The following is a 25,989-nucleotide window of genomic DNA, read 5'->3' as shown; positions in this document are numbered from 1 at the left end:
GGGATGAGAGAACTGTCAGCCGAGCGCTCGGGAGACGTAGACGGTGCGCGGCGGGAAGAAGTCGACGATCACCACGATCGAGCCGACGGTGATCTCCTCGTCGGGAACCGTGGGATGCGCGTAGAACGCCTCGACACCCCCCCGGACCACCACCATCACCTCCCCGACCAGGCCGGGGCCGATCTTTCCGGTGACCCTGCCCTCTTTACCGACCACGCGCCACTCCCCGGATCAGCCGTCAGAGGGAGAAACGAATGCGCGCCTCGCACCATGCCGCGACATGAGCTCAGTCGGGCTTCCACCGTTAATCCCCGTGCTTCACTTTATATCGGTAACGAGCCGACTTTCGATAACGTTCCGGCTTATCCTGAAAATTCATACAGCACACCCCCTTGGAACGCGGAATCCGAGGTCAGAGGCGGAAAGGTACGGAGCACCGGGGAACCACGCGGAGTGGTACGTCCCCGATGTGCGCCGGGCGAGGGGAATTTCCGCGGACCGGGCAGGTCACCGCGTGCCGTCGCCGCCCGCCCCTCCTTTCAATTCCCGGCGACCATGACATGACTCTCATGCAGGAGATATCATGACAGCACGCTAATGGCATGGGTAAAAACTTCCCGAAAACGCAGCGCGGCGACCTCGGCGATCCATTCACATCGTGATGATCGCCCCATGACCGATCTTGATGAGATCAATCCACGTAAGGCTCTGGAACTCGGTATGGACCGGCCCATCTCCCGCCGGGACTTCTTCGACGGGATGATCGCGGCCACGGGGATCGCGGCGGCATGCTCGCTGCCCGGGATCGGCGGATGGAACACCTCCCCGGCCAAGGGCGCGGCGAAGGTTCCCCGCCTCGCCGGCGCGGAAGACCTGGAGCTCTCGCCCGACACCTCCTACCCGCCGTCCCTCACCGGGCTGCGCGGCGACACCGCGGAGGCGCTGAGCGTGCCCCACGCCCTTCGTGACCAGCGGTTCTGGGCGTACGCCGGCCTGCCCGAGCCCACCGGCGAGCGCTATGACCTGGTCGTGGTCGGCGCGGGGATCAGCGGTCTCAGCGCGGCCCACCGGTGGTTGGAACGCGATCCGGGCGCACGGATCCTGATCCTGGACAACCACGACGACATCGGCGGGCACGCCCTGCGCAACGAGTTCCGCCCGAGCGCCAGGAAGGGGCCGCTGGTCGCGTACGGCGGGTCACGGTCGATCATCAGCCCGGCGGCGTGGACCCCCGAGGGGAAGGACCTGCTCGCCAAGCTGGACATCCGCCCCGAGAGGCTCGCCGGGGAGCGGAGGCTCTACCCGGACCTGGGGATGTACGACAGCGTCTTCTGCGACCGGGAGACCTTCCCGGTCGAGAGGCTGGTCGTGTTCACCCCCGGCAAGGGGGCGGCGCGGTGGATCGCCGAGCTGCCGGTCGCGGAGCAGGCCAGAAGGGACCTGCTCATGCTGTACGGCGACCCGCCGGACTGGTTTCCCGGCCTGTCCGGCGAGGAGAAACAGGAGCGGCTGGCCAGGCTCACCTACTCGGGTTTCCTCGCCGAGGTCTGCGGGGTCCATCCGGACGTGCTGAAGTTCGTCCAGACCATGCCGAGCGACGAGTGGGCCTACGGCTCCGACGCCTTCGGCGCGATCGACGCCTGGGCCTGTGCCGACGAGCACCGGTACGCCGGATTCCAGGGGCTCGGCCTCGACGCCTCCAAGCCGTCCAGGTACAACTCCCCGACCGTGATCAAGGAGTGGGACGCGGACGAGCCGCGCGCCTACCGCTTCCCCGAGGGCAACCAGGCGATCGTCCGGATGATGGCCGCCCGGATGGTCCCCGGCTTCGCCACGACCGCCGACATGGCGGGGATCACCACCGCGAGCTTCGACTACGGCGCGCTCGACCGACCGGGCAACCGGGTCCGGGTACGCCTGTCCAGCCCGGTGGTCTCGGCGGTCAACGACGGCCGGCCCGAGGCGGCCACCGGCGCCACGGTCGGCTACTTCGACGGCGAGCGGGTGCGGACCGTGCGGGCCGGAAGCGTGATCATGGCCTGCTGGAACTCGATGATCCCCTACCTGGTCGGCGACCTGCCGCCCGCGCAGCGGGCGGCGCTGTACCGGGCGGTCAAGGTGCCCCTGCTGTACGCGACGGTCCAACTCCGTGACTGGCGCGCCTGGCAGGGGATCGGGATCAGGCGGGCCAGGTTCACCGGCGCCCGCTGGTGCGTGGCCGAGCTCGACGACCCGGCCGACGTCGGCGGCTACCGGTGCCCGAGGACACCCGCCGAGCCGATCGCGGTGCACATGGTCAGCACGCCCGTCACGCCCGGCGTGTCACCCGCGCACGGCTCGATCGCCGGCCGGTACGCCCTGATCGAGACGCCGTACGGGCACCTGGAGTACAGCATCCGCGACCAGCTCACCCGGTTGCTGGGCCCGGGAGGCTTCGACGCGGCCCGCGACATCGAGGCGATCACGGTCAACCGGTGGGGGCACGGCCACACCCCTGAGTACGCCACCCCGTGGGATCTCGACTTCTACCCCGACGGGCAGCCACCGGCGACCGTCGCCCGCCGGCCGCACGGCCGGATCGCGATCGCCAACGCCGACTCCGTGCCCGCCGCCCGCGCCGACGCGGCCGTCACCGCCGCCTATCGCGCGGTCGCGGAGCTACAGCGCTGACGGGGTCAACGGGAGCAGACCGAGGGTCCGGTTCATCGACGGCTCATTCCCGGCAGCAGTGACGGTCCGACCTCGGCCGTCAGCGGCCACCGCAGCCGCTGCCAGACCGGTGCGGACCGCCGGGTATCAGGAAACAGTTCAGGTGGCACGGGTCGAGACGGGGCGAGGAGGCCGATGTCGAGCCCGCCGTACAGGATGAGGGGAAATCCGCGCGGTCCCATCGGCGCCACCCCGGTGGGACCGCGCGGCGGCTACCCGACGGCGGCGGCGCTGGCGTCCCAGAGCGCGCGGGCCAGCGCGGGGTCGGCCATTCTGCTGGGGACGGCCGCCGGGGCGCTTTTGGCGAAGTAGCGGCCCGGATGGGCGGTGCCGTCCGGATGGGTGGCGAGGTGCACCATGGTGCTCGCGCCCTCCTCGACGGTCTGGCCCATGCCGGGGATGTTCTTCACCATCCACATCATCAGCGTGGCCGGGGCGAACTCGGTCTTGATCACACCGGGGTGGAAGCAGGTCGCGGTCACCCCGGTGCCCGCGAGGCGCCGGGCCAGCTCCACCGTGAAGAGGGCACCCGCCTGCTTGGAGTCCCCGTACTGGAGCCAGCCGCTCCAGCGCCGCCGCTCGCGGTCGAGATCGGACGGATCGAGGCGCCCGGTCTTGCCCGCCCGGGAGGAGGTGGTGATCACCCGCTCCCCGATCCGCTCCAGCAGCAGGTTCGTCAGCAGGAAGGGGGCGAGGTGGTTGACCTGGATCATCGTCTCGTGGCCGTCGCGGGTGAGCGTGCGCTCGGTGGTCATGACACCCGCGTTGTTGACGAGAATGTCAATCCGCTCGTAACGGGAGAGCAGCTCGGCCGCCAGCCTGCGCACATCGTCCAAGGAGGTGTAATCGCAGGTGAACGTATCCGGGACCGTTCCCGAGACCGCCGTCACCCTTTCTGCCACGCGAGCTGTCTTACCGGGATTACGGCCGACCAGAACAACCCGCTGCCCGCGCCTCGCGAGCTCCACCGCCGCTGCCTCACCAATTCCGGCACTAGCCCCGGTAATCACACTAATCATCCGATCCTCCACTGCGCAGAAAGCGTATTCGGTGCTAGTCTCCTATGCGATCTTCCGGAGGCCTATCCATCCCTAAACCGGCACGAGCCTCCACACGCTCAGAGGTTGGGACGAGTGGACATGGGCTCTAGAAACCGCTCGATTCGGTTCAAGATTTTCTTGCTGTTGCTCCTGCCGCTGCTGTCACTGAGCGCGCTGTGGGGCTTCGCGCTCAACCTGACCGTCGGTGACGGGATCACGCTGCTGAACGCGAACAGCATCTACCAGTCGGTGGGGGTCACCTCCACTGATCTGGGACTACAGCTTCAGGCGGAGCGGACGCAGTCGTCGGTGGCGATCAGTTCCCGGGTCCTCACGAGCGGGATGGGTGAGCAGCGCTCCCGGACCGACCGCGCGGTCGAGGCGTTCAGGAAGGCCACCGTCTCCGAGAGTTCCGGCAGCCCGGAACTGCGTAGCTCACTGGACGCGCTGCTCAGCCAGCTCAACCGGCTTCCGAGCATCCGGTCGGGTGTCGACAGCGGACAGCAGGCACGGCTGACCGTGCTGTCGAGCTACAACCGGATCCTTGACGCGGTCTTCCTGGTGTACGACCAGATGACCGCGGTGCCCGATCTGTCGATCTTCCAGCAGGCCACCGCCATGCAGGGCATGGGCAACGCCTACGAGATGTTCGCCAGGGAGAACGCGCTGATCAGCGGGGCTCTGATCGACTACCGGCTGTCGGAGGAGGAGCGCAAGGCCTTCGGCGAGTACGTCACCACCCGGAACTTCCTGCACACCAAGGGCGTGGCCTCGCTCGATCCCGAACTGGGCGCGACCTACCGCGACACCTTCAGGTCCGCGGCCTTCGAGAAGTTCACGGACCTGGAGAAGGCCATCGTCGGGTCGACCGGCAACCGGCTGGCCCCCGAGGCGGCCAGGTGGAAGAGGACCGCGAACGAGATGTCGGCCTGGCTGGACAAGGTCAACCTCGCCGCCTCCAAGAAGCTGGCGGAGCGAGCCCAGGCGGCGGCCACCGGCATCCTGCTCCGGATCGTGATCGCCGGCGGCGTCGGCCTGATCGCGGTGGTCGCGTCGATCATCATCTCGGTCCGCTTCGGCCGTCGCCTGGCCGCCGAGCTCGCCGGGCTCCGTTCGGCCGCCCTGGAGCTGGCGGACGTGCGGCTCCCCCGCGTCGTGGAGCGCCTGCGGCGCGGCGAGGAGGTCGACGTGCGGGCCGAGGCGCCGCCGATCCAGGCGGGCGGCTCGACCGAGGTGCACGACGTGGCCCACGCGTTCGGCTCGGTGCAGCGGACCGCGGTCGAGGCCGCCGTCGGCCAGGCCAACCTGAGGCGTGGCGTCAGCCAGGTCTTCGTGAACCTGGCCCGGCGCAAGCAGAGCCTGCTCCACCGCCAGCTCACCCTGCTCGACAGCATGCAGCACCGGGCGACCGACCCCGACAGCCTTGAGGACCTGTTCCGGCTGGATCACCTGACCACCCGTATGCGGCGGCACGCCGAGGGCCTGATCATCCTGTCCGGCGCGGCACCCGGCCGGTCGTGGCGCAAGCCGGTGCCGGTGGTCGACGTGCTGCGGGCCGCGATCGCCGAGGTCGAGGACTACACCCGGGTCAACGTGATGCCGGTGGCCGACATCTCGCTCGACGGGGCCGCGGTCGCCGACATCACCCACCTGGTGGCCGAGCTGATCGAGAACGCCACGATCTACTCCCCGCCGCAGACCATGGTGACCGTGCGCGGCGACGTGGTGGCCAACGGGTTCGCCGTCGAGGTCGAGGACCGCGGCCTGGGCCTGAGCCCCATGGAGTACGCGGCCATCAACGAGCGGCTGGCCAATCCGCCGGAGTTCGACCTGGCCGACAGCGACCGGCTGGGCCTGTTCGTGGTGGGCCAGCTCGCCTCCCGGCACGGCATCCAGGTCATCCTGCGCGGCTCACCTTTCGGCGGCACCACGGCCATCGTGCTCATCCCCCGTCCGGTGATCGCCCAGCAGGGCTCGCCGCTCGCCCTCACCGTGGAGCGGACGTCCTCCGCCACCGAACGCGCCGCCGAGCATCCGGGAGAGCTGTTCGACTCCTCCTCGCACGACACGTTCTCACCTCCCGCCAACGGCAACGGCCTGCCCCGCAGGATGAGGCCGACCTCCCCCACCCAGTTCACCGCCGCGCCCGCTCTCAGCGTGGTGACCGACCTGCCGGCCCATGCCCGGTCCGCCGGGCAGGAGGGACATCCGGGCGGGACCGCGGACCAGGAGAACGGCTGGGCCCACGCCCCCTTCACCGCGTCGCTCGAAGAGGCGCCACAGAGGACCCGTGAGACCCTGCGGACACCTCACGAGCCCGAGCTCGGCAATGACGCTCCGACACGTAAGACGGCCACCCAGCCCTCCAAGGGGCCGGGTGGCCTGCCCCGCAGGGTCCGGCAGGCGAACTTGGCGCCTCAGCTCCGTCAGGAGCCCGAGGCGACGGAGCCCGCCCAGCCGGAGCCAAGGGCGGAACCGTGCGAGGAGCGTTCGCCCGACGAGGTCCGCGCGTTGTTCTCCGCCTTCCAGGCGGGTGCGCGGCGCGGACGCGAGGAGCAGGACGATGACTTCGCACACCACACGACAGGCGACAAGGGGGACAAATGACCGGAAAATTGACCAACACCGGCGAGCTGAACTGGCTCCTCGACGACCTGACCACCAGGGTGGGCGCGGTGCGCCAGGCGGTGATCCTCTCCACCGACGGGTTGGCCGTCGGCTTCTCGAAGGGGCTCAACCGCGAGGACGCCGAACATCTGTCCGCGGTCGCAGCCGGATTCCAGAGCCTGGCACGCGGCGCGGGACGTCACTTCGGCGGCGGTGAGGTGCGCCAGACCATCGTGGAGATGGAGTCGGCGTTCCTGTTCGTCACCGCTGCCGGACAGGGCACCTGCCTGGCCGTGCTGAGCAGCTCCGACGCCGATGTGGGTCACATCGCGTACGAGATGGCCATGCTGGTCAAGCGGGTGGGCCAGCATATCTCCACCAGTCCGCGGCAGGGTCTCTCGTGAGCGGGGGAGCGGGTGGCGGCGCCGTCCATGGACCGTCGGATCCCCGAACCCGGTGCCGGAGGTCCGGATGACACACTGGATGGACGAGGAGGCCGGACCGGTCGTCCGGCCCTACGCGCTCATCAGGGGTCGCACCCGCTCCTCCGGTGACACTCTGGACCTGGTCGCGATGGTCACCTCGACCCGCGCCGTCCCGTCCGGGGGATTCGTCCCCGGGCCGGAACAGGAACGCATTCTCGCCATGGTCACCACTCCGACCTCGGTCGCCGACGTCGCCTCGGACCTCAACCTGCCACTCGGCGTGGTCAAGGTCCTTCTCGGCGACCTGCAGGACCACAAGCTCATCTCGATCGGGCGCGCCTCCGCGAGCGAGCGCATTCTCAAGGAAGTGATCAATGGACTTCGGGCCCTCTGACGAACCCGTCGCCCTCAAGATTCTCATCGCGGGTGGCTTCGGGGTGGGAAAGACCACGCTCGTGGGCGCCATCAGCGAGATCCGGCCGCTCCGCACCGAGGAGGTGCTCTCCGACCGCGGTATCGGCATCGACGACGTCGACGGTGTGGAGGGCAAGACCACCACCACCGTCGCGATGGACTTCGGCCGCATCACGATCAGGGAGGGTCTGGTCGTCTACCTGTTCGGCACCCCGGGCCAGGAGCGGTTCTGGTTCATGTGGGACGAGCTGTCCTACGGCGCGCTGGGCGCCGTGGTGCTGGCCGACACCCGGCGGCTGACCGACTGCTTCCCCTCGATCGACTACTTCGAGCAGCGCGGCACGCCGTTCATCGTGGCCGTCAACTGCTTCGACGGCGCCGACCGGCACGAGGCGGAGGACGTGCGCGTCGCCCTGGACCTCGACGTGAACGTGCCGGTGCTCCTCTGCGACGTGCGGCGTCGTGTCTCGGCGAAGACGGTGCTCGTGACTCTCGTGGAGCACTCGCTGAAGGTGCTGACGGCCAGCCAGAGCTGAGAGGCGGGCCGGGGGGTTCCCCGGCCCTCGTCGCTGAGAACTCAGCCGCCCCGCCGGGAGGTCACAGAGCCCGCAGGCCGCTGATCAACTCCCTCAGCAGGCTCTCCGGGGGCCCGGAGGCGGCGGGAAGCGGCGATCTCACCAGGATCAGGCCCTGGTCGAGCAGGTCGCCCAGGAGGACTTTGATCACGCCGACCGGCAGCTCGGCGTCCGACGCGATCTCCACGATCGGGCGAGCCCGCCTGACCAGGTTGAGCAGCCGCCGGTGTTCGGAGCCCAGACACGCTCCCGGGGAGACCGGTGCCCCGGTCGCCACCGCCATCGAGAGCAGGTCGAACGAGGAGCAGGACGCCCTGGTGCGCCCCCCGGTCACCGCGTAGGGGCGGACGACGGGACCGGCCTCCTCGTCTACCCACTCGACGTCGTCGCTCATTGGCCGGCCATCCGGGGTCCGGTGGCCAGATGCTGTCCGACCCGGGTGACCAGGCGGGCCATCTCGTAGGCGATCAGGCCCACGTCGGCGGCGCCGGTGGTCATGACCGACAGACAGCTCCCCTGACCGGCGGAGGTGACGAAGAGGAACGCGGAGTCCATCTCCACCATCGTCTGGCGCACGGCTCCGCCGCCGAACTGCAGGCTGGTGCCCTTCGCAAGGCTCTGGAAGCCGGACGCCACCGCCGACAGATGGTCGGCGTCCTCCTTGGTCAGCTCTCTGGACGAGGCCATCATCAACCCGTCGTTGGACAGGATCAGTGCGTGCGAAACGTCCGCCACACTCGTGACGAAATCATCCAGAAGCCAATAAAGCTCACCCGGCACGTGGTTAAACCCCTTCCCCTCTGATGATTCTGTTGATTTTCATCCCCCACCGGCGCGACGAAGCCGGTCTCATGGACCCGCCTCCGTTCGCGCTCCCGCTCTCACGGCCCCGGCTCAACGCTCGGCACCGCCGTCCTCGTCGTCGGCCCGGCCGCGCTGCCAGCCGGACTGCAGGGCGCTCATCATTGCCCTCGTCTCCTCCGGTGACCGCTCCTCGATCCCGGCGTTGGGCGGACGTGGCTCCCTGACCTGCATCGACGGCATGTTCGCCTGCCGTACCCGACGTGGCAGCCCACCGCCGCCACGCCGCAGCGGCCGCCACAGGTCCGTGGGAATCGGCACCGCCGGCTCACCGGAGTCACCGGACCCGTCGGCACGTTCCGGCTGCCCTCCGAGCTCGGGCCGCGCGCTGATGACGGTGAGCACCGGCGGCTCCAGCGGCTGCTCGACGGACTCCGGCTCCCCGAGCAGTTCCTCGGGGATCAGGACGACCACCCCGGTCCCGCCGTACGGCGAGGAGTGCAGCGCGACCTCGACCCGGTACCTGGCGGCCAGCAACCCGACCACGGCGAAGCCCAGCCGATCGGTGTCGGCCGGGTCGAACTCCGGCGGGCTGGCCAGGCGCTCGTTGATCGCGGCACGCTTCTCCGCGGTCAGCCCGAGCCCTCTGTCCTCGATCTCGACGGCGAAGCCACGGCCCACGAGCTCGCCGCGGACCGAGACCTGGCTGCCGGGCGGGGAGAAGACCGTGGCGTTCTCCAGGAGCTCGGCGAACAGGTGCATCATGTCCGCGACGGCGTTGCCGACCAGGGTGGTGCCGCCCGTCGGGAGGATCCGCACCCGGGCGTAGTCCTCGACCTGGGCGGCGGCCCCGCGCAGTACGTCCTCCATCGGCACCGACGAGCGCCACTTGCGGCCCGCCGCCCCACCGGACAGGATCACCAGGCCCTCGGCGTGGCGGCGCATGCGGGTGGTGAGGTGGTCGAGTCTGAAGAGGTTCTCCAGCGACTCGGGGTTCTCCGCCCGCTTCTGCATGCCGTCGAGCAGTTTGAGCTGACGTTGCAGCAGCGACTGGCTCCGGCGGGCGAGGTTGCGGAAGGAGTGGGCGGCGCCCTCGCGCAGCCTGGCCTGCTCCACGGCGGCGTCCACGGCGCTGCGCCGGACACTGTCGAAGGCGGCGGCGACATCGTGGATCTCGGCTGTGCTGCCCAGCGGTTCCAGCGCGGGCGCCTCGGCCGTCACATCCACCTTCTCGCCGCGGCGCAGCTTCTCCATCACCCGTGGCAGCCGTACCTCCGCGAGGTCGGTGGCGGCCCGCCGCACGCCGGCGAGCTCCCTGGCGATCCCGCTGCCGATCCGGTACGAGACGAGCAGCGACGCGACGACCGCGGCGAGGCCGAGGACGCCGACGACACCGGCGCGGATGTAGACGCCCACGGTCAGCGGCTCGGCCCGCTTGACGAGCATGGGGCCGATCTCCGTCGTCGACCGCTGGTAGACGGCGTCCAGCGCGTCGCCCGCGGCGCGCCAGTCGGTGGCCGAGACATCGCTGCCGCTCAGCAGGCGAGACTCCAGGGCGACGAACCTGGCGTACGTTGAGGAGGCGATCAGCTCCGTGAAGGGGGCGCGCAGCGAGGGCCCCAGCTCGGGGAGCGCCTGTTCCATGAGGAATGCCCGGTTGGCGGCGATCCGGGCGAACACCCGCGCCTCGCGCTCCGTCATCGGGCTCCGCAGCGCCAGCGGGCCCGTGGCGAGTGCCCGCTCACGACTGAACAGGTTCATGCTCTGGTTGACCATCGTGACGGCGCGCAACTCGCGGTAGAGCGGGAGGTCACTGGTGGGACTCAGGGTGTTGAAGAGCCGGTTCAGCGCGTCCGGCAGCCGGGCGAACTCCTCGGAGAGCCCCACCTGGTCGATCCGCCCCGCGTCCACCCTGGCGCGGATCGCGTCGAGCCCCTCCACCTGCCTGATCAGCTCGGCGTGGCGGGTCCTCGTCTCGTCGGACATCACCGCCTGTACCTCGTCCCGGTCCATCTCCTGGCGGAGGCGGGTCCGGGCCTGGTCGGTGACCGCACGCTGTCCCGCGAGGGTCTTGTGGTCGGCGTTGGAGCGGGTGGCCAGATACTCGGCCGACAGGATGTGCTCGCGTTGGATCGCGCTGTTCAGGTTACTTGAGGGCTTACCGACGGATTCGTACAGCGTGCCGATGGAGCGCAGACTCATCGAGTCGCCGATCGTGACGACCGAGGCGAAGCCCCACACAGCCACCAGCGAGGTGAGAGGAATGGCCAGCAGCACCGAGACCTTGAACCGGATGGACTTGCTCGATGCCATGTCACCTCAACGGCTCGCTCACGGAACGCCAGGGGGAGCCCCCGGACGATCTCTAGATCGCCGACGAGAATAGCACTGGCGACTCCTGTTATTTGTAGCCTATTTGTGACATGTCATGAAATAGTCATGAGAAGTGAGAAGTCAGCCTAGAGCGGCGTGTGATGCCTGAGTTGCGCTCCGCGTCCAGGTCAGCCGCGCCAGCCGGGCGGCCAGCACGCCGATCAGCGCGACCTCGGTGCCGAGCAGGATCCACTCGGCGAGACCCGCGAGCACCCCGTGCCCGGGGAGCGCCACATAGGTGATCACCAACAGGCCGAAACCTCCGGCCAGCGCCAGCCACTCCACGGTCCTGGCCACCGGCCGCCACCGCTCGTCCTCGTTGAACCGCGCCACCAGCAGGCCGCCCGCCACCGGCATCGCCACGAACACGGCGATCGACAGGTAGCGGTATGTCTGGCCGATCAGGTCGGTGCCCGTGCCGGGAAGAATTGGGGGCAGCACCGCGAGGAGGACGAGCCCGGCACCCCACACCCGCATCAGCCGCTCGGCCAGGACCCCCACCGGCGCCCCGGTCGCGCGCAGCCCGGCGACCAGCGCGAGGGAGGCGATCCCCAGCGACGCCATGACGAACCCGATGGCTCCGCCGCGGTCCAGCGCGGCGTACTCGCTGATGGTCAGATCGAGCGACTCCCGGTACGGAACCGGGTCGGGCCGCCCCACCACGGCGGCCAGGGCGGCCACCGCGGCCGCCGCGATCCCGGCGCACGCGATCAGGGGGTAGAGCCTTTTCGAGGCGAGCATGGATCAAGTCTGCTCGTCGGAGGAGGTTTCGGGCATCCGGCGGCATCCCTGATCCAACCCTGAGCCATCCCTGAGACGGCCGGGCCGAGGCGCCCCCTCACGTCCCGGCCCGGCCGTCTCAGCGGAGGCCGCGGACCTCGGCGTAGCGATCCCTGATCCCGGGTGCGGGATCGGCCTCGTAGCGCTCGGACCCGCCCGCCTCCCAGGCCGGAGGCTCGTCGCCGCCGAGCAGCCAGGCGGCCTGCCGGGCCGCCCCGTCCGCGACGTACTCCCCCGGCTCGGGAACGACCACGGGCCGTCCGAAGACCGCGGGGGCGATCCGCCGTACGGCCTCGGACCTGGCGCCGCCTCCGATGAGCAGCACCCTGGCCGGGTCGAGCCCGAGGGCGTCGAAGGCGTCGGCGAGGTGGCAGAGCAGACCCTCCACCGCCGCCCTGGCCAGGTGGGCAGGGGTGGAGGTGCCCAGCGTCAGCCCGTGCAGCGACCCCGTGGCCGAGGGCAGGTTCGGGGTGCGCTCGCCCTCCAGGTACGGGACGTAGACGAGGCCGCCGGCCCCCGCGGGCGCCTCCAGGGCCAGCCGGTCGAGCTCGTCGAGGCCGACCCCGAGCAGCCGCGCGGTGGCGTCCAGCACCCTGGCCGCGTTGAGCGTGGCCACCAGCGGCAGGAACCGCCCGGTGGCGTCCGCGAACCCGGCCACGGCGCCGCTCGGGTCGGCACTCGGGCTGTCGGCGACCGCGAAGGCCGTCCCCGACGTCCCGATCGACACCACCACGTCTCCCGGCAGGGCGCCGACCCCGAGGGCCGCCGCCATGTTGTCGCCCGTCCCCGGCGCGAGCCGCACCGTCCCGTTTCCGAGCGCCTTGACCTCTCCCGCGCCCTCGCGTGGCCCCAGCACCTCGGGGAGTTCGGGGAGGGCGCCGAAGGCCACCCGAAGGAGGTCGGTCCGGTACTCCCCGGTCGCGGGCGACCAGTACCCGGTGCCCGACGCGTCACCCCGGTCCGTGACGAACTCCCCGCCCAGCCGCCAGGTGAGCCAGTCGTGCGGCAGGCACACCCTCGCCGTACGACGGGCGGAGTCGGGCTCGTGCTCGGCCAGCCAGCGGAGCTTGGTCACCGTGAACGACGCCACCGGCACGCTGCCGACCGCCTCGGCCCAGCGCTCAGGGCCGCCCAGCTCCCGGACCAGGTCGGCCGCCGCCCCGGCGGAGCGGGTGTCGTTCCAGAGCAGCGCCTTCCTGACCACGTCGCCTGAGGCGTCCAGGCAGACCATGCCGTGCTGCTGCGCGCCGACGCTCATCGCCTCGACGCCGTCCAGCCCGCCCGCCCGGGTGAGCGCCTCCCGCAGCGCCTCCCACCAGGCCCCGGGATCGACCTCGGTGCCCTCCGGGTGGGTCGCGCGGCCCTGGCGGACCAGGGCGCCCGTACGGGCGTCCCTGATCACCACCTTGCAGCTCTGGGTCGACGAGTCGACCCCGGCCACGAGCGTCATCCGCGGACCCCGAGGAGGTGCTCCATGGCAAGCTGGTTCAGGCGGGTGAAGTGGAAGCCGCGCGCGGCCACCGCTTCGAGGTCGAAGGAGTCGCGGCTCAGGTCCGCGATCGTCTCGCCCGGTGCCAGCGTGGGCTCGGAGAGCTCGGCGACCTTGCTCGCGGCGAGTGCCTCGATGACCTCGGGGTCCGCGCGGAAGGCCCTCGCCTTCTCCTTCAGGATCAGGTACGTGCGCATGTTGGCCGCGGCGGAGACCCAGACGTCCTCGGCGTCCTCGGTGCGCAGCGGCTTGTAGTCGAAGTGCCTGGGGCCCTCGTAGCCACCGTTCTCCAGCAGGTCGACCAGGAAGAAGGCGTTCTTCACGTCGCCGTGGCCGAAGATCAGGTCCTGGTCGTAGCGGGGGCCGTGCTGGCCGTTCAGGTCGATGTGGAAGAGCTTGCCGTGCCAGAGCGCCTGCGCGATGCCGTGCGCGAAGTTGAGCCCGGCCATCTCCTCGTGGCCCACCTCGGGGTTGAGGCCGACGCGGTCGGGGTGTTCGAGCTCGTTGATGAACGCGAGCGCGTGGCCGACGGTCGGGAGCAGGATGTCGCCGCGCGGCTCGTTCGGCTTGGGCTCGATGGCGAACCTGAGGTCGTAGCCCTTCTCGATCACGTACGAGGTGAGCAGGTCCATGCCCTCCTTGTAGCGGCTGAGCGCGGCCCGGATGTCCTTGGCGGCCCCGGACTCGGAGCCCTCGCGCCCGCCCCAGCAGACGTAGGTGGTCGCACCGAGCTCGGCGGCCAGGTCGATGTTGCGGATGACCTTGCGCAGCGCGTAGCGGCGGACCTCACGGTCGTTGCTGGTGAACGCGCCATCCTTGAAAACCGGGTGGGTGAACAGGTTGGTGGTGGCCATCGGGACCTTGAGCCCGGTCTCGGCCAGTGCCTTCTTGAAGTTCGCGATGGCCCTGTCCCGGTCGGGCTCGACGGCGAGCAGGTCGTCGTCGTGGAAGGTGACGCCGTACGCGCCGAGCTCCGCGAGCCGGTGAACGCTCTCCACCGGGTCCAGCGGGGCCCGCGACGCGTCGCCGAAGGGGTCACGGGCCTGCCAGCCGACGGTCCAGAGCCCGAAGGTGAAGCGGTCTTCGGGCTTGGGGGTGTAGGCGCTCATCTACGGCTCCTCCGATTTAATCCACTTTATGGACTTAATATGGATCGGGGTGGTGGGATCGTCAAGGGGTGGGTGTTTCATGACACAGGCTGTACGCCATGACTCGATGCGTGCCCGCAACCTCGGCGTGGTCCTCGGCGAGATCCGCAGGAACGGCCCGGTCACCCGGGCGGCGCTGGCCGAGATCACCGGGCTGACGAAGACGACGGTGTCGAAGATGGTCGGCGACCTGATCGAGGCGGGCATGGTCGCCGAGTCCGGCGCGCTGCGGGACGGCGAGCGGGGACGGCCGGGCACCGCGGTGGTGCTCAGCGGGCGGCGGGTCGCCGCGCTCGGTCTGGAGATCAACGTCGACTACCTGTCCGCCTGCGTGGTCGACCTCACCCTCGCGGTGCGGCTCCGATATTCACAGGCTGTGGACAACCGGGCGGCCTCCCCTGTGGAAACCCTTTCCCGCCTGGCAGAACTCGCCCACAGGGCTGTGGATGAAGCCCGCCGGGAGGGCCTGGCCGTCGCCGGATCGACCCTCGCGGTGCCCGGTCCCGTGGACGGGGGGCTCGTGCACACCGCCCCCAACCTCGGCTGGCACCACGTCCGCGTCTCCGACCTGCTGGACTTCCCCGTCGAGGTGGACAACGAGGCCAACCTCGCGGCCCTGGGCGAGCTCTGGTTCGGGTCGGCCCCCGGCGACTTCCTGCACGTGTCGGGGGAGATCGGCATCGGCGCGGGCCTGGTGGTGGGCGGCACCCTGTTCCGCGGCGCGCACGGGCTCGCCGGGGAGCTGGGGCACGTGGTCGTCCATCCGGACGGTCCGGCCTGCCGCTGCGGCGGCCGGGGCTGCCTGGAGCAGTACGCCGGACAGGAGGCCCTGCTCCGGGCCTGCGGTCTGACCGGCATCCCCGAACTGCTGGAGAGCCTGCGCGCGGGCGAGCCCGGCGCGCTGGAAGCCTGCGAACGCGCCGGGCAGGCGCTCGGCGTCGCCCTCACCTCGGCGATCCATCTGATGGATCCCGGCACGATCGTGCTGGGCGGTGTCTTCGCCCCGCTCTTCCGGTGGATCCGCGACCCGGTCCACCAGGCGATGGCCGCCCGGCTGACCGGGATGCGGCACACCGTCCCCGACCTGACCGTCTCCCGGCTCGGCAGCGACGCCGCCCCCCTGGGAGCCGCCGGACAGATCATCCACCGGATCATCGCGAATCCGATCGCGATCCTGTTGCGACGCTGAGACCCGGCTCCTTCGCTCCTCGGTCCAGTCCCCGGCGCGGCCTCAGCGGCCAGGCCGTGGCCTGGCCGGACAACCAAGGCAGGTCCACTCGGGCAAGAAGCAGACCACCGAAGGGGCGGCACGGGGTCTGCTCCCCGTGGTTCCTGGACCCGGATCTCCGAGAGAGGGATGATCCTGCGGTGGACTTCCGGCAGTTGGAGCGGTTTCTCGCGGTCGTCGACCACGGCGGTTTCCATCGTGCGGCGGAGGTGCTCTATGTCGCGCAGCCGTCGTTGTCGCAGTCGATCAAGCAGCTCGAGCGCGAGCTGGGCGAGGCGCTGTTCCATCGGGTCGGCCGCGGTGTGGTACTGACGGAGGCGGGGCGGGAGCTGGTGGAACCGGCGCGGGCGGTCATCCACGCGCGGGGCCTCGCCGTCGGGTCCGTCGAGGCGGTACGGGGCCTGCGGACGGGACGGTTGGAGATCACGGCGATGCCGTCGCAGGCGATCGACCCGCTCGCGGGGGTGATCTCCCGTTTCACGGCGGAGTATCCGGGGGTGCGGGTGGTGGTCCGCGCCGCGGCGACCGCGGAGCAGGTGGTGGAGGCCGTCCGCACCGGCCGGACCGAGCTGGGCCTGCTGGCGGCGATACGGCTCCCGCAGCGGCCCGGTGTGAGTCTGCATCCGGTCGGGCGGCAGCGGTTCGTGGTGGTCTCGTCGGCCGGCGGGCCGTTCTCCGCCGGCGCCCGGGTGAGTCCGGGCGAGCTGTCCGGCCTGCGGGTGATCGCCGGCCAGACGGGCACCGGGATGCGCGCGGTGGTCGACGACCTGATCCGCTCGGGGGTGCGGCTGACGATCGCGGTCGAGACAGAACACCGCGAGGCGATCCTGCCGCTGGTGCTCGGCGGGAGCGGCGTCGCCGTGCTGGCCGACTCGTGGCGGGAGCTGGCCGAGCGGTCGGGCGCGGTCGTGGCCGACCTCGATCCGCCCGTCCATCTGGACGTCGCCTACGCCGGCCACGCGGGCGGGCTCGGCCCGGCGGCACGCACGTTCCTGCGCATGGCCACGCATCGATAGGCGGCGCCGATCGGTGGGGTAGGCAGCCGATCTTGGACCGCGCCCGGGCCCGGCTGCTGGAATCGAGGGTATGAAATCGCATCGCATCGCCGTGATCCCCGGGGACGGGATCGGCACCGAGGTGTGCGGCGCCGCCCGCGCCGTACTCGACGCCGTGGGCCGCAAGCACGCCATCGGCCTCACCTACGACGAGTTCGACTGGTCGTGCGCCCGCTATCTGGCCGAGGGCGCGATGATGCCCGCGGACGGCCTCGACCGGGTGCGCCACCATGACGCGATCTTCCTGGGCGCGGTGGGCGCGCCGGGCGTGCCCGATCACGTGTCGCTGTGGGGGCTGCTGATCCCGATCCGCCGAGGCTTCCAGCAGTACGTGAACCTGCGGCCGATCAAGGTGCTCGGCGGGCGGCGGGGGATCGATCTCGTGGTGGTGCGCGAGAACGTCGAGGGCGAGTACAGCGAGATCGGCGGCCGCCTGTACCAGGGGACGCCGGCGGAGATGGCGGTGCAGGAGGCGGTCTTCACCAGAAGCGGAGTCACCCGCATCGTCGACTACGCCCTGGACCTGGCCGAGCGGCGCACCGGGCGGCTGACCTCGGCGACGAAGTCGAACGGGATCATCCACACGATGCCGTTCTGGGATGAGATCGTCGCCGAGCGGGTGGCTCAGCACTCCGGTGTCACCGTGCAGTCGGAGCACATCGACGCGCTGTGCGCCAAGCTGGTGCTCGACCCGGCGCGGTTCGACGTGATCGTCGCCTCGAACCTGTTCGGGGACATCCTTTCCGATCTCGCCGCCGCGGTCGCCGGCAGCATCGGCCTGGCGCCCGCCGCGAACATCGACCCGACGCGGGCCCACCCGTCGATGTTCGAGCCGGTTCACGGGTCGGCGCCCGACATCGCGGGCCGCGGCATCGCCAACCCGGTCGGCGCGATCTGGACGGCCGCGATGATGCTCGACCACCTGGGCCACCCGGAGGCCGCAGCCGCCATCCTGGAGGCGATCAGTCACGTGTTCGCCACGACCTCCATGCGCACCCCCGACCTCGGCGGCACGGCCACCACCGTGGACCTGACCCACGCGATCCTCGAAGCACTCTGAGGGAGTCATGAGCGTTCCGCTGCCCAGCCCGTTCCAGTCGCGCACGGTGGACGCCGGCGGCGTCGCCGTCCACACGGTCGTCGGCGGTGAGGGGCCACCTGTGCTCCTGCTGCACGGCTACCCGCAGACGCACCTGATCTGGCACGACGTCGCGCCCGCGCTGGCTTCCCGCCACACGGTCGTGCTGACGGATCTGCGCGGGTACGGCGACAGTGCCAAGCCCGCGCCGGTCACCGACGACCTGTACTCCAAGCGGGCGATGGCCGCGGACCAGCTCGCGGTGATGCGGGCGCTGGGCTTCGACCGCTTCGCCGTCGCCGGCCACGACAGGGGCGCGCGGGTGGGCCACCGGATGGCGCTCGACCATCCCGAGGCCGTCGAGGCGCTGGCCGTCCTGGACATCGTGCCGACCAGGCACACGTTCGCCCACGCCGACGCGGCGTTCGGCCTGGGGTACTACCACTGGTTCTTCCTCGCCGCCGGCAACGGCATCCCGGAGAGACTGATCGGCAACGACCCCGAGTTCTGGATTCGCAGCCGGATGGCCGCCAGGCACGCGGGCGGCGCCACGTACGACGAGGCCGCGGTGCGCGAGTACGTGCGCTGCTTCTCAGACCCCGCCGCGATCGCCGCGTCGTGCGCCGACTACCGGGCGGCCGCGGGCGTCGACCTCGAGCACGACGAGGCCGACGCGGCGGCGGGCCGTAAGGTGCGCTGCCCCGTGCTGGCGCTGTGGGGCGCGCACAGTTTCGTCGGACGCACCTACGACGTACTCGCGGTCTGGCGCGAGTACGCCGACGACGTCTCCGGTACGGCGCTGCCAAGCGATCACTACCTGCCCGAGGAGGCGCCGGCCGAGGTCGTCAGGGAGCTAGCGCGCTTCCTGCCCAGGTGACCAGCGCTCACCGCGCAGCGCCTTACGTGCCAGTTCCAGCTCGAGCTCGATCTTGCCGACCACGCCGTCGTTGCCGACGGGTCCGTGGCCGCCTTCGAAGAACCGGAGCACCACGTCGCCTCCGGCCTCACGCAGCCGCCGCGCGTACTCCTCGGCCTGCCGCGCGGGCGTACGGGTGTCGTAGCGGCCCTGGTTGATCAGCACGGGCGCCCGCACGTGCTCGACGTAGGTCATCGGCGAGCTCAGCCTGAACCGCTCGCCGGCGGTCTCCGGGGTGCCGCCGATGAAGCCCCTCCAGGCCGCCTGCAGCGCGGGGTGCATGTCCTCGTAGGCGATCTTCCAGTCGGCCAGTGCGATGAAGGCGAAGCCGCCGGCGAACAGCTCGGGTAGCCGGCCCAGCGAGAGCAGCGTCAGGTAGCCGCCGAACGAGGCGCCGGTGATGAAGACGGCCGAAGGGTCGGCGACGCCCTCATCGACGAGCCGGCGCCAGGCCGCCTCGATGTCCTCCAGCTCGCGGTCGCCGACGGCGCCCCAGAACCCCTCGCGGAACTCCCTGCCGAACGTGACGGAGCCGCGGTAGTTCAGCGAGGCGTAGGCGAAGCCCTCCTCCAGCCACGCCTGCGCGACGGGATCGTATCCGCCGACCTCGGCGAGGTTCGGCCCGCCGTGCACGTTCAGCACGAGCGGCACGGGGCCGCTCGCCTCGCGCGGGGCCGCGACCCACAGCTGCAGTACGGTGCCGTCCTTCGAGGTGACAGGCACCGAACGCAGCGGGATCCCGGGCACCACGGGCTCGGAGGCGAGGAGGGTGCGCGGCTCGCCGTCGCCCCGGTCGAGCGCGAGCACCTGGAGCGGCAGGTCGGCACGCTGCCGCAGCAGCCTGATCTGGCCGCCGGGGCCGTAATGGGAGGCCCATGCGTTGCGCACCGCGCACGCCACCTCGGGGAAGAAGTAGGCCCCGTCGGGGTGCGGGACGCGAAGCAGCTCACCGGCCGGGATGTCGTACTCGTACACCCGGTGGATGCCCTGGTCGACGTGGACGAGCAGCAGCCTGGCGGCGTCGTCCGACCAGTCGAGCGGGACGAGCTCGCCGACGAGCTCCGGCGCGTCGACGTCGATGCGCTCGCCGGTGAGCGGGTTCCACACGCTGGGCCGGGCGTATCCGGTGCGCTCGGTGCTCACCAGCAGCCGCGGGTCCCCCACGACCGGCGAGAACCTGACCCCGCGCACCGGCCCGAGCGGGCCGTCCGAGAGCGAGGCGAGCACCGCGCCGTCCAAGGTGTCGAGCACGGTGACGGCGAAGCGGCGGACACCGGGGTTGTGGTCGGTGGTGTCGATGCTCGCCAGCGTGCCGTCGGCGGTGACCAGGCTGTTCCACGCCTCGTTCCTGCTGCGGAACAGGCGGCTGACCGCGCCGCCTGCCAGGTGGTAGAGCGTGAACCCGGCGTCCGTGACCGCCGCGATGACCACGGCCGAGCCGTCGCGCGCCACGTCGAGGCCGCGCAGCGTGTAGGGAGGAAGGTCAGGGGTGAGATCGACGGGCCGGCCGCCGCCGACCGGATACGACCACAGGTGGCCGACCTCGCCGCCGTCCTCGTCGTGCAGCACCAGCACCGAGCGGCCGTCGGCGGCCGGTACGGGGTCGGCCACGTGCGGCGGCAACTCGGGCAGCGGCGTGGTCGCGCCGGTGGCCGGATCCCAGATCGACACCTCGGCGTCCTCCACGCCGGCCGCGAAGATCATTTCCAGGTCGAGGGCACCGGGACAGGGACGCGCGGACTCCAGCACGGGTACGGAGAAACGCGAGCGCCAGGTGCGGACTTCAGAGGACATCGATCAACTCCGGTTTGTGACAGGCGACGCCGTGCCCGCGCTCGTCCGTGACGAGCTGAGGGACCTCGGCGGCGCAGATCTGGCTGGCCTTCGGGCAGAGGGTCCGGAACCGGCAGCCCGACGGCGGATCCGTCGGGCTCGGGACGTCGCCGGTCAGGATGATCCGGCGACGGGCGCGCTCGGCCCGTGGGTCGGGGATCGGCACGGCCGACAGCAGCGCCTGGGTGTAGGGGTGGAGGGGGCGCTGGTAGAGCTCGTCCGGCGGCCCCTGCTCGACGATCCGGCCGAGGTACATGACGGCCACCTGGTCGCTGGCGTGCCGTACCACGGACAGGTCGTGGGCGATCAGCACGTAGGTGAGGCCGAGCCGGTCCTGCAGGTCCTCCAGCAGGTTGATCACACCCGCCTGAATGCTCACGTCCAGTGCGCTGACCGGCTCGTCCAGCACGATCACGTCGGGTTCGACGGCGAGCGCGCGGGCGATGCCGACACGCTGGCGCTGGCCGCCCGAGAACTCGTGCGGGAAACGGCCGGCGTGCCCGGGGTCGAGCCCGACGAGCTCCAGCAGCTCGGGCACGCGCGCCAGGTCGCGCCCGTGGGTGTCGAGGGCCTCGGTGAGGATGGCGCGCACGGTCATGCGGGGGTTGAGCGAGGCGTACGGATCCTGGAAGACCATCTGGATCCGGCTGCGTGCGTGTCGCAGCTCGGCGGCGGGCAGCGCGGTGAAGTCGGCGCCGTCGAGCAGCACCCGGCCGGCCGTGGGCTCCACGAGGCGCACCAGGCACGCGGCCAGCGTCGACTTCCCGCAGCCGCTCTCGCCCACGAGCCCGAGCGTGGTGCCGCGCTCCACGCGCAGGTTCACCCCGGACACGGCCTGGACGCTGCCGACGCGACGGCGGAACACCCCGCTGCGTACCGGATAGGTCTTGACGAGGTCCACGACCTCCAGCGCCGTCATATCGAGCGAACCTCCTCTACCCGCAGGCACGACGCCGTGTGCCCGGCGCCGATGGGGACCGGCGCGGGGACGGTCGTGTCGCACAGGCCCGCCCTCGCGTGCTCGCAGCGCGGGTGGAACGCGCACCCGGGAGCCCGCGAGGGCTGGCCGGGGATCTGGTAGAGCCGCTCGCCGTGGCGCGCGTCGAGCCGCGGCAGCGAGGCCAGCAGCCCTCGGGTGTACGGGTGGGCGGGCTCGTAGAAGATCGGCTCGACGGCGGCCTCCTCGACCTTGGCGCCCGCGTACATCACGAGCACGCGGTCGGCGACGCCGGCCACCACGCCGAGGTCGTGGGTGATCAGCATGAGCGCGGTCGCCGTGCGCTCCTGGATCCCCCTGATGACGTCGAGGATCTGCGCCTGCACGGTCACGTCGAGCGCGGTCGTCGGCTCGTCGGCGATGAGCAGGTCGGGCTCGTTGGCGATGCTCATCGCGATCATGACGCGCTGGCGCATGCCGCCGGAGAGCTCGTGCGGGTACTGCTCGGCGCGCTTGGCCGGCGAGGGTATACCGACCAGGTCGAGCAGCTCGGCGACGCGCCCGCGCAGCTCGCGGCGCGAGCGTGACGGGTCGTGCACGCTGATGGCCTCGGCGATCTGCGCTCCGACGGTGTGCACGGGGGTGAGCGCGGTGAGCGCGTCCTGGAAGACCATCGCGATGCGGCTGCCTCGCAGCGTGCGCAGCTCGGCCTCCGATCGGCCCAGCAGTTCCTCGCCACGGAACCTGATCGACCCCGTCACGCGGGCCCGGCCCGGCAGGATGCCCAGCACGGCCATCGAGGTGATGCTCTTGCCCGAGCCCGACTCCCCCACGATGCCGAGCGTCTCGCCGGGCGCGACGGAGAACGACAGCCCGGTGACCGCCGTGACCTGGCCGTCGTCGGTGGGCAGCTCGACCGTGAGGTCGTCGACCTCCAGCAGCGCGCTCATGGGCGGCCTCCCTTCGGGTCGAAGGCGTCGCGCAGCCCGTCGCCGAGGAAGTTGATGGCCAGCGCCGTGAGCAGGATGAACAGGCCGGGGAAGTACAGCAGGTAGACCTTGCCCGTGCCGATCAGCCCGGCCGCCTGGCTCAACAGGTTGCCCCAGCTCGACTCGGGCGGCTGCACGCCGTACCCGAGGAAGGAGAGCGTGGACTCGACGATCACCGCGCTGGCGGCGCCGAGCGACGTGCTCACGGCGATCACGCCGGTGAGGTTGGGCAGGATGTGGCGCACGATGATGCGCCGCCTGGTCACGCCGAGCACCGTGGCCGCCGACACGTACTCCTTCTCCCGGAGCGAGAGCACCTGGCCGCGGACCACCCTGGCCACCGTGGTCCAGCCGATGGCCGCCAGCACCGGGACGATCACCGCGGGAGACCGGCCGGCCCCCTGCAGCACGACGGCCAGCACCACGATCGCGGGCAGGACGATGAACAGGTCGGTGACCCGCATGATGATCTCGTCCACCCAGCCGCCGAAGAAGCCGGCGGCCGCTCCTAGAGCGGTGCCCATCGCGGTGGCGAGCACGGCGACGGACAGACCGATCGCCAGCGAGATCCGCCCTGCGTACAGCAGCTCGGTGAGGTAGTCGCGGCCCAGCTCGTCGGTGCCGAACCAGTGTGCGGCCGACGGCGGGGTCGGCCCGAGTATCAGGTCCTGCACGCCCCGCTCGTACGGGGCGATCACGTCGGCGCCGAAGCAGCCGATCAGCAGCACGGCGAGCACGCCGAGCCCGGCGACCGCGAGCCGGTGGCGCAGGAACCGCCTGCGGGCCAGCTGCCACTGGGTCCGTTCCTGCGCGGGCGCCGCCGGGGCGGTGAGCGTGGTCATCGGAGCCTCACTCTCGGATCGAGTACGGCGTAGGCGATGTCGGCGAGCAGGTTGAACACGATCACGACCACCGCGATCACCAGCGTCCACGGCACCAGCACGAACACGTCGCCGGCGAGCAGGGAGTCGAGGAACAACCGGCCCATGCCCTGGATGGCGAAGATCTGCTCGGTGACGACCAGCCCGCCGAACAGCAGGCCCGCGTCCACGGCGGTGATGCTGACGAACGGGCCGAGCGAGGTGCGCAGGGCGTGCCGCACCACGATGCGGCCTCTGGGCACTCCCTTGGCCCGCGCGGTGCGCACGTACTCGCTGGAGAGCGCGTCCAGCATGGTCGTGCGGGTGAACCTGCTCCAGCTTGCCACCAGGCCGACGGTCAGCGTCAGCACGGGCAGAACCAGATGGCGCAGGTAGTCGAGCGGGCCACCGCCCTGCGCCGAGTGCAACCCGACGAAGTAGAGCGGCGGGTCGGCCAGGCCGAGGATCTCCTGCGGCCAGGCGGCGAGGACCTGGATCAGGATCAGCCCGAGCCAGAACGGCGGCATCGCCACGCCGAGGTAGGAGAGGCCGGTGAAGGCCAGGTCACCCGCCGAGTACTGCCGCACCGCCGAGTAGACGCCGACGGCGAGCGCGATCAGCGCGGCGGCCAGCACGCCCCAGACGATCAGCTGCAGTGTGGTGCCGAGCGCGGGCAGGATCAGCCCGTGGACCGAGCCGGCCGTCCGCGAGCTGACTCCCCAGTCGCCGGTGACGAACTGGGTCAGCCACCGCCAGTACTGCTCGGGGATCGACCGGTCGAGCCCGAGGACCTCGGTCATGCGGGCGATCGCGCCCTGGTCCTGCCCGCCACGCAGCTTCGCGAGCGGGTCGAAGGTGGTCCTGACCGCCCAGAACAGTAGGAACGAGGCGATGAGTACGACGGGGACCGAGTAGAGCAGTCGCCGTCCAACGTAGGCGAACATCGGTTCTCAGCCCACCAGTCCCCACTGGGCCAGGTTCCAGAACGGGCCGCGGGCCGGGTCGATGGCCAGCGGCCCGCCGATCCTGTTGTTCCACAACAGGACGTTGGGGATCACGTCGAGCGGCAACAGGGCGGCCGAGTCGGCGAGGAGCTTGTCGGCCTGGCGCGACAGCTCGATCCGCTCGTTCTCGTCGAGCATCGAGGCGGCCGTGCCGAGCACCTTGTCGAGGCCGGGCAGGTCGATGCGCGACAGGTTGAGGCCGGAGAAGCCGTTGTCCTCGGTGGGGATCGCGCCCGAGGAGAAGGAGGCGTCGAGCGCGGGTTGCGGGAAGGTGTCGACGAGGGTCCACAGGCCCATCTGGAAGTCGCCCTTGGGCAGCTTGGCCGCGAACAGGTCGGTGGCCGAGGTGTTGTCGACGGTGACCTCGAAGCCGGCGACGCGCAACTGCTCCTGGAGGATCTGCTCGGTCAGCTCCCGCCGCTTGTTGCCGGTCATCGTGCTGACGGTGAAGCTCGCCCTGGTGCCCGCCTTCGCCCAGATGCCGTCGGCCCCCTTGGCCCAGCCGTCAGCCTGCATCAGGGAGTCGACCTTGGCCAGGTCGAGGGTGTACTGCTCGAAGTCGGTGCCGCCGTACCTGCCGACGAGCGGGGTGTGCGCGCTCTGCGCCGGCCGCGTGACGCCGAGCGCGCCGTACAGGCGGGTGACGATGGCCTTGCGGTCCAGCCCGTGTGACACGGCCTTGCGGAACGTCGCGGAGTCGAAGGGCGGCTTGGCATTGTTGAACCAGACGGCCTCGAGGTTGCCGGACTCGGGGTCGACGGTCGAGCTCGCGTTGGGCAGCCCGCTCATGATCTGGTCGATGGAGTCGAGCTGCGGCGTGGGGTAGAGCGCGTCGAGCTGGCCGGTCTTGAACGCCTGGAACGCCGCCGCGGTGTCGGCCGTGAACTGGAAGGTGACCTTGTCCAGCTTGGGCTTGTCCCCCCAATAGCTCGGGTTCGGCACCAGGACGACCGAGACCCCCTTCGTCCAGGATTCGATCTTCCAGGGGCCGCCGCTCCAGGTGTAGCCGTCCTTCATCAGTGCGCTGCGGTCCTTGCCGTCGAGCAGGTGGCCGGGCAGCACGCCGCCGCCGTCGCTGAACAGGCCCTTCCAGTTGGCGTACGGCGCGTCGAAGGTGACGACGGCGGTCTTCTCGTCGGGCGTGTCGATCTTGGTGATGCGGCTGTATCCGGTCCTGTTCAGCACGTCCTTGCCGTCGCGGATGGCCAGGGCCGTGTAGCGGAAGTCGGCCGAGGTGATCGGCTTGCCGTCCGACCAGACCGCGGCGGGGTTGATCCGGTAGGTGACCTTCTGCGGCGGGCCCGCGGCGACCTCGGGCTCCGACGCCATCAGGTTGGTGGCCACCGGCGCCCACGTGCCGCCGACCTTCCTGGGCTCGAACACGCGGGGAACGGTCGGGACGTCCATGATGTACGTGCCCCAGATCGAGGCGGCGCAGCTGGCGATCCAGTCGGCGCAGTCGGGCTCCTGCTCCGCGCCGATCACGATGCTCCCGCCCTGGCGCACCGGAGCGGCCGTGCTCGGGGCCGCACTCGACGTTCGGCCGGCACCCCCGCTCGTGCACGCGGCCGCGAGGAGTGCGAGGGCAGTGAGCCCGATGACCCCGAGTCTGATCCGTGTGCTCATGCTCTGGCCTTTCTGAAGGTGATGAGGGGAGGGTAAGCGCAAGTCAGAGCACAGGCAAGGGTCTTAGACATGTTTCTAGTCAGTCTCATTGACTATGCTGTG

Annotated in this window: 23 protein-coding genes; 9 read left to right on the top strand and 14 right to left on the bottom strand. The window is 70.8% G+C overall.

The features are described from left to right. Nucleotides 1-15: 15 nt before the first annotated feature. Nucleotides 16-216, bottom strand: coding sequence for a hypothetical protein (locus tag IG98_RS0123605; protein ID WP_030916074.1), 201 nt, complete (start codon nt 214-216; stop codon nt 16-18). 456 nt (nt 217-672) lie between these two features. Here IG98_RS0123605 and IG98_RS0123600 point away from each other — a divergent pair, with 456 nt between their 5' ends. Next, a complete protein-coding gene (locus tag IG98_RS0123600) occupies nt 673-2,670 on the top strand; it encodes a flavin monoamine oxidase family protein (RefSeq protein ID WP_245651678.1) in 1,998 nt (665 codons plus the stop codon). A 251-nt stretch (nt 2,671-2,921) separates the two neighbouring features. Here IG98_RS0123600 and IG98_RS0123595 read toward each other — a convergent pair whose 3' ends face one another. Next, on the bottom strand, nt 2,922-3,728 hold the full coding sequence (locus tag IG98_RS0123595) for an SDR family NAD(P)-dependent oxidoreductase (protein ID WP_030916068.1): 807 nt from the start codon (nt 3,726-3,728) through the stop codon (nt 2,922-2,924). Between the two features lie 159 nt (nt 3,729-3,887). Between IG98_RS0123595 and IG98_RS0123590 the strand changes: the two genes are divergently transcribed. From IG98_RS0123590 to IG98_RS0123575, 4 genes are all read left to right on the top strand, one after another. After that, entirely contained in the window at nt 3,888-6,356 is a 2,469-nt protein-coding gene (locus IG98_RS0123590) for a sensor histidine kinase (protein WP_051752743.1), read from the top strand. Next, nucleotides 6,353-6,760 (top strand): roadblock/LC7 domain-containing protein, encoded by a 408-nt coding sequence (locus tag IG98_RS0123585; RefSeq protein ID WP_030916058.1) that lies wholly within the window; start codon nt 6,353-6,355, stop codon nt 6,758-6,760. Before IG98_RS0123590 ends, IG98_RS0123585 begins: the two co-directional genes overlap by 4 nt. Before the next feature lie 67 nt (nt 6,761-6,827). Continuing rightward, nucleotides 6,828-7,175, top strand: coding sequence for a DUF742 domain-containing protein (locus tag IG98_RS0123580; protein WP_030916054.1), 348 nt, complete (start codon nt 6,828-6,830; stop codon nt 7,173-7,175). Next, the gene (locus tag IG98_RS0123575; protein WP_030916052.1) at nt 7,156-7,731 is read left to right on the top strand and encodes a GTP-binding protein; all 576 of its coding nucleotides are present in this window, start codon (nt 7,156-7,158) and stop codon (nt 7,729-7,731) included. Before IG98_RS0123580 ends, IG98_RS0123575 begins: the two co-directional genes overlap by 20 nt. Nucleotides 7,732-7,792: 61 nt before the next feature. On the opposite strand, the gene IG98_RS0123570 is transcribed toward IG98_RS0123575, so the two are convergent. The 6 genes from IG98_RS0123570 to xylA form a co-directional block, all read right to left on the bottom strand. Next, nucleotides 7,793-8,164 carry a DUF742 domain-containing protein gene (locus IG98_RS0123570; protein WP_030916041.1) on the bottom strand — a complete coding sequence of 124 codons (372 nt, stop codon included), beginning with the start codon at nt 8,162-8,164 and terminating at the stop codon, nt 7,793-7,795. Then, the gene (locus IG98_RS0123565) at nt 8,161-8,550 is read right to left on the bottom strand and encodes a roadblock/LC7 domain-containing protein (protein ID WP_030916034.1); all 390 of its coding nucleotides are present in this window, start codon (nt 8,548-8,550) and stop codon (nt 8,161-8,163) included. Before IG98_RS0123565 ends, IG98_RS0123570 begins: the two co-directional genes overlap by 4 nt. A 114-nt stretch (nt 8,551-8,664) precedes the next feature. Continuing rightward, nucleotides 8,665-10,884, bottom strand: coding sequence for a sensor histidine kinase (locus IG98_RS0123560; protein WP_051752742.1), 2,220 nt, complete (start codon nt 10,882-10,884; stop codon nt 8,665-8,667). A 141-nt stretch (nt 10,885-11,025) separates the two neighbouring features. Further along, nucleotides 11,026-11,685, bottom strand: coding sequence for a DUF998 domain-containing protein (locus tag IG98_RS0123555; protein WP_030916029.1), 660 nt, complete (start codon nt 11,683-11,685; stop codon nt 11,026-11,028). A gap of 118 nt (nt 11,686-11,803) precedes the next feature. After that, nucleotides 11,804-13,174: a xylulokinase gene (gene xylB, locus IG98_RS0123550; protein ID WP_030916026.1), complete on the bottom strand. Its 1,371-nt coding sequence runs from the start codon at nt 13,172-13,174 to the stop codon at nt 11,804-11,806. Continuing rightward, entirely contained in the window at nt 13,171-14,322 is a 1,152-nt protein-coding gene (gene xylA / locus IG98_RS0123545; RefSeq protein ID WP_030916024.1) for a xylose isomerase, read from the bottom strand. The genes xylB and xylA overlap by 4 nt, the downstream gene beginning before the upstream one ends. A gap of 79 nt (nt 14,323-14,401) precedes the next feature. On the opposite strand from xylA, the gene IG98_RS0123540 reads away from it, so the two are divergent. The 4 genes from IG98_RS0123540 (at nt 14,402) to IG98_RS0123525 (ending at nt 18,599) form a co-directional block, all read left to right on the top strand. Beyond that, entirely contained in the window at nt 14,402-15,550 is a 1,149-nt protein-coding gene (locus IG98_RS0123540) for an ROK family transcriptional regulator (protein WP_030916022.1), read from the top strand. Nucleotides 15,551-15,729: 179 nt separating this feature from the next. Beyond that, nucleotides 15,730-16,605: a LysR family transcriptional regulator gene (locus IG98_RS0123535; RefSeq protein WP_030916020.1), complete on the top strand. Its 876-nt coding sequence runs from the start codon at nt 15,730-15,732 to the stop codon at nt 16,603-16,605. A gap of 70 nt (nt 16,606-16,675) precedes the next feature. Further along, nucleotides 16,676-17,704, top strand: coding sequence for a tartrate dehydrogenase (locus IG98_RS0123530; protein WP_030916017.1), 1,029 nt, complete (start codon nt 16,676-16,678; stop codon nt 17,702-17,704). 7 nt (nt 17,705-17,711) lie between these two features. After that, the gene (locus IG98_RS0123525) at nt 17,712-18,599 is read left to right on the top strand and encodes an alpha/beta fold hydrolase (protein WP_030916015.1); all 888 of its coding nucleotides are present in this window, start codon (nt 17,712-17,714) and stop codon (nt 18,597-18,599) included. On the opposite strand, the gene IG98_RS0123520 is transcribed toward IG98_RS0123525, so the two are convergent. Genes IG98_RS0123520 through IG98_RS0123495 form a run of 6 tightly spaced genes read right to left on the bottom strand, consistent with a single transcriptional unit; the run spans nt 18,576 to nt 25,887 of the window. Continuing rightward, complete coding sequence (locus IG98_RS0123520) at nt 18,576-20,432, bottom strand: S9 family peptidase (protein WP_051752740.1); 1,857 nt, start codon at nt 20,430-20,432, stop codon at nt 18,576-18,578. The genes IG98_RS0123525 and IG98_RS0123520 overlap by 24 nt on opposite strands. Further along, complete coding sequence (locus IG98_RS50755; RefSeq protein ID WP_037971067.1) at nt 20,422-21,390, bottom strand: ABC transporter ATP-binding protein; 969 nt, start codon at nt 21,388-21,390, stop codon at nt 20,422-20,424. The genes IG98_RS0123520 and IG98_RS50755 overlap by 11 nt, the downstream gene beginning before the upstream one ends. Then, on the bottom strand, nt 21,387-22,358 hold the full coding sequence (locus IG98_RS50750) for an ABC transporter ATP-binding protein (RefSeq protein WP_030916010.1): 972 nt from the start codon (nt 22,356-22,358) through the stop codon (nt 21,387-21,389). The genes IG98_RS50755 and IG98_RS50750 overlap by 4 nt, the downstream gene beginning before the upstream one ends. Further along, nucleotides 22,355-23,239: an ABC transporter permease gene (locus IG98_RS0123505; RefSeq protein WP_030916008.1), complete on the bottom strand. Its 885-nt coding sequence runs from the start codon at nt 23,237-23,239 to the stop codon at nt 22,355-22,357. Before IG98_RS0123505 ends, IG98_RS50750 begins: the two co-directional genes overlap by 4 nt. Then, on the bottom strand, nt 23,236-24,201 hold the full coding sequence (locus IG98_RS0123500; protein ID WP_030916006.1) for an ABC transporter permease: 966 nt from the start codon (nt 24,199-24,201) through the stop codon (nt 23,236-23,238). The genes IG98_RS0123505 and IG98_RS0123500 overlap by 4 nt, the downstream gene beginning before the upstream one ends. Nucleotides 24,202-24,207: 6 nt before the next feature. Beyond that, entirely contained in the window at nt 24,208-25,887 is a 1,680-nt protein-coding gene (locus tag IG98_RS0123495) for a peptide ABC transporter substrate-binding protein (protein WP_051752738.1), read from the bottom strand. Nucleotides 25,888-25,989 lie beyond the last annotated feature (102 nt).

The organism is Streptosporangium amethystogenes, assembly GCF_000721075.1.
Taxonomy (GTDB): Bacteria; Actinomycetota; Actinomycetes; order Streptosporangiales; family Streptosporangiaceae; genus Streptosporangium; species Streptosporangium amethystogenes.
The sequence above is the reverse complement of the archived record's forward strand: the minus strand, read 5'-3'. Positions and strand labels throughout refer to the sequence as shown.

Bases quoted from the DNA above. Each gene is read 5' to 3' on its own strand.
- IG98_RS0123520 (WP_051752740.1), bottom strand. From the start codon at position 20,432: ATGTCCTCTGAAGTCCGCACCTGGCGCTCGCGTTTCTCCGTACCCGTG.
- IG98_RS0123570 (WP_030916041.1), bottom strand. From the start codon at position 8,164: ATGAGCGACGACGTCGAGTGGGTAGACGAGGAGGCCGGTCCCGTCGTC.
- IG98_RS50755 (WP_037971067.1), bottom strand. From the start codon at position 21,390: ATGACGGCGCTGGAGGTCGTGGACCTCGTCAAGACCTATCCGGTACGC.
- xylB (WP_030916026.1), bottom strand. From the start codon at position 13,174: ATGACGCTCGTGGCCGGGGTCGACTCGTCGACCCAGAGCTGCAAGGTG.
- IG98_RS0123600 (WP_245651678.1), top strand. From the start codon at position 673: ATGACCGATCTTGATGAGATCAATCCACGTAAGGCTCTGGAACTCGGT.
- IG98_RS50750 (WP_030916010.1), bottom strand. From the start codon at position 22,358: ATGAGCGCGCTGCTGGAGGTCGACGACCTCACGGTCGAGCTGCCCACC.
- IG98_RS0123530 (WP_030916017.1), top strand. From the start codon at position 16,676: ATGAAATCGCATCGCATCGCCGTGATCCCCGGGGACGGGATCGGCACC.
- IG98_RS0123580 (WP_030916054.1), top strand. From the start codon at position 6,828: ATGACACACTGGATGGACGAGGAGGCCGGACCGGTCGTCCGGCCCTAC.
- IG98_RS0123525 (WP_030916015.1), top strand. From the start codon at position 17,712: ATGAGCGTTCCGCTGCCCAGCCCGTTCCAGTCGCGCACGGTGGACGCC.
- IG98_RS0123505 (WP_030916008.1), bottom strand. From the start codon at position 23,239: ATGACCACGCTCACCGCCCCGGCGGCGCCCGCGCAGGAACGGACCCAG.
- IG98_RS0123560 (WP_051752742.1), bottom strand. From the start codon at position 10,884: ATGGCATCGAGCAAGTCCATCCGGTTCAAGGTCTCGGTGCTGCTGGCC.
- IG98_RS0123540 (WP_030916022.1), top strand. From the start codon at position 14,402: ATGACACAGGCTGTACGCCATGACTCGATGCGTGCCCGCAACCTCGGC.
- IG98_RS0123495 (WP_051752738.1), bottom strand. From the start codon at position 25,887: ATGAGCACACGGATCAGACTCGGGGTCATCGGGCTCACTGCCCTCGCA.
- xylA (WP_030916024.1), bottom strand. From the start codon at position 14,322: ATGAGCGCCTACACCCCCAAGCCCGAAGACCGCTTCACCTTCGGGCTC.
- IG98_RS0123595 (WP_030916068.1), bottom strand. From the start codon at position 3,728: ATGATTAGTGTGATTACCGGGGCTAGTGCCGGAATTGGTGAGGCAGCG.
- IG98_RS0123555 (WP_030916029.1), bottom strand. From the start codon at position 11,685: ATGCTCGCCTCGAAAAGGCTCTACCCCCTGATCGCGTGCGCCGGGATC.
- IG98_RS0123575 (WP_030916052.1), top strand. From the start codon at position 7,156: ATGGACTTCGGGCCCTCTGACGAACCCGTCGCCCTCAAGATTCTCATC.
- IG98_RS0123500 (WP_030916006.1), bottom strand. From the start codon at position 24,201: ATGTTCGCCTACGTTGGACGGCGACTGCTCTACTCGGTCCCCGTCGTA.
- IG98_RS0123585 (WP_030916058.1), top strand. From the start codon at position 6,353: ATGACCGGAAAATTGACCAACACCGGCGAGCTGAACTGGCTCCTCGAC.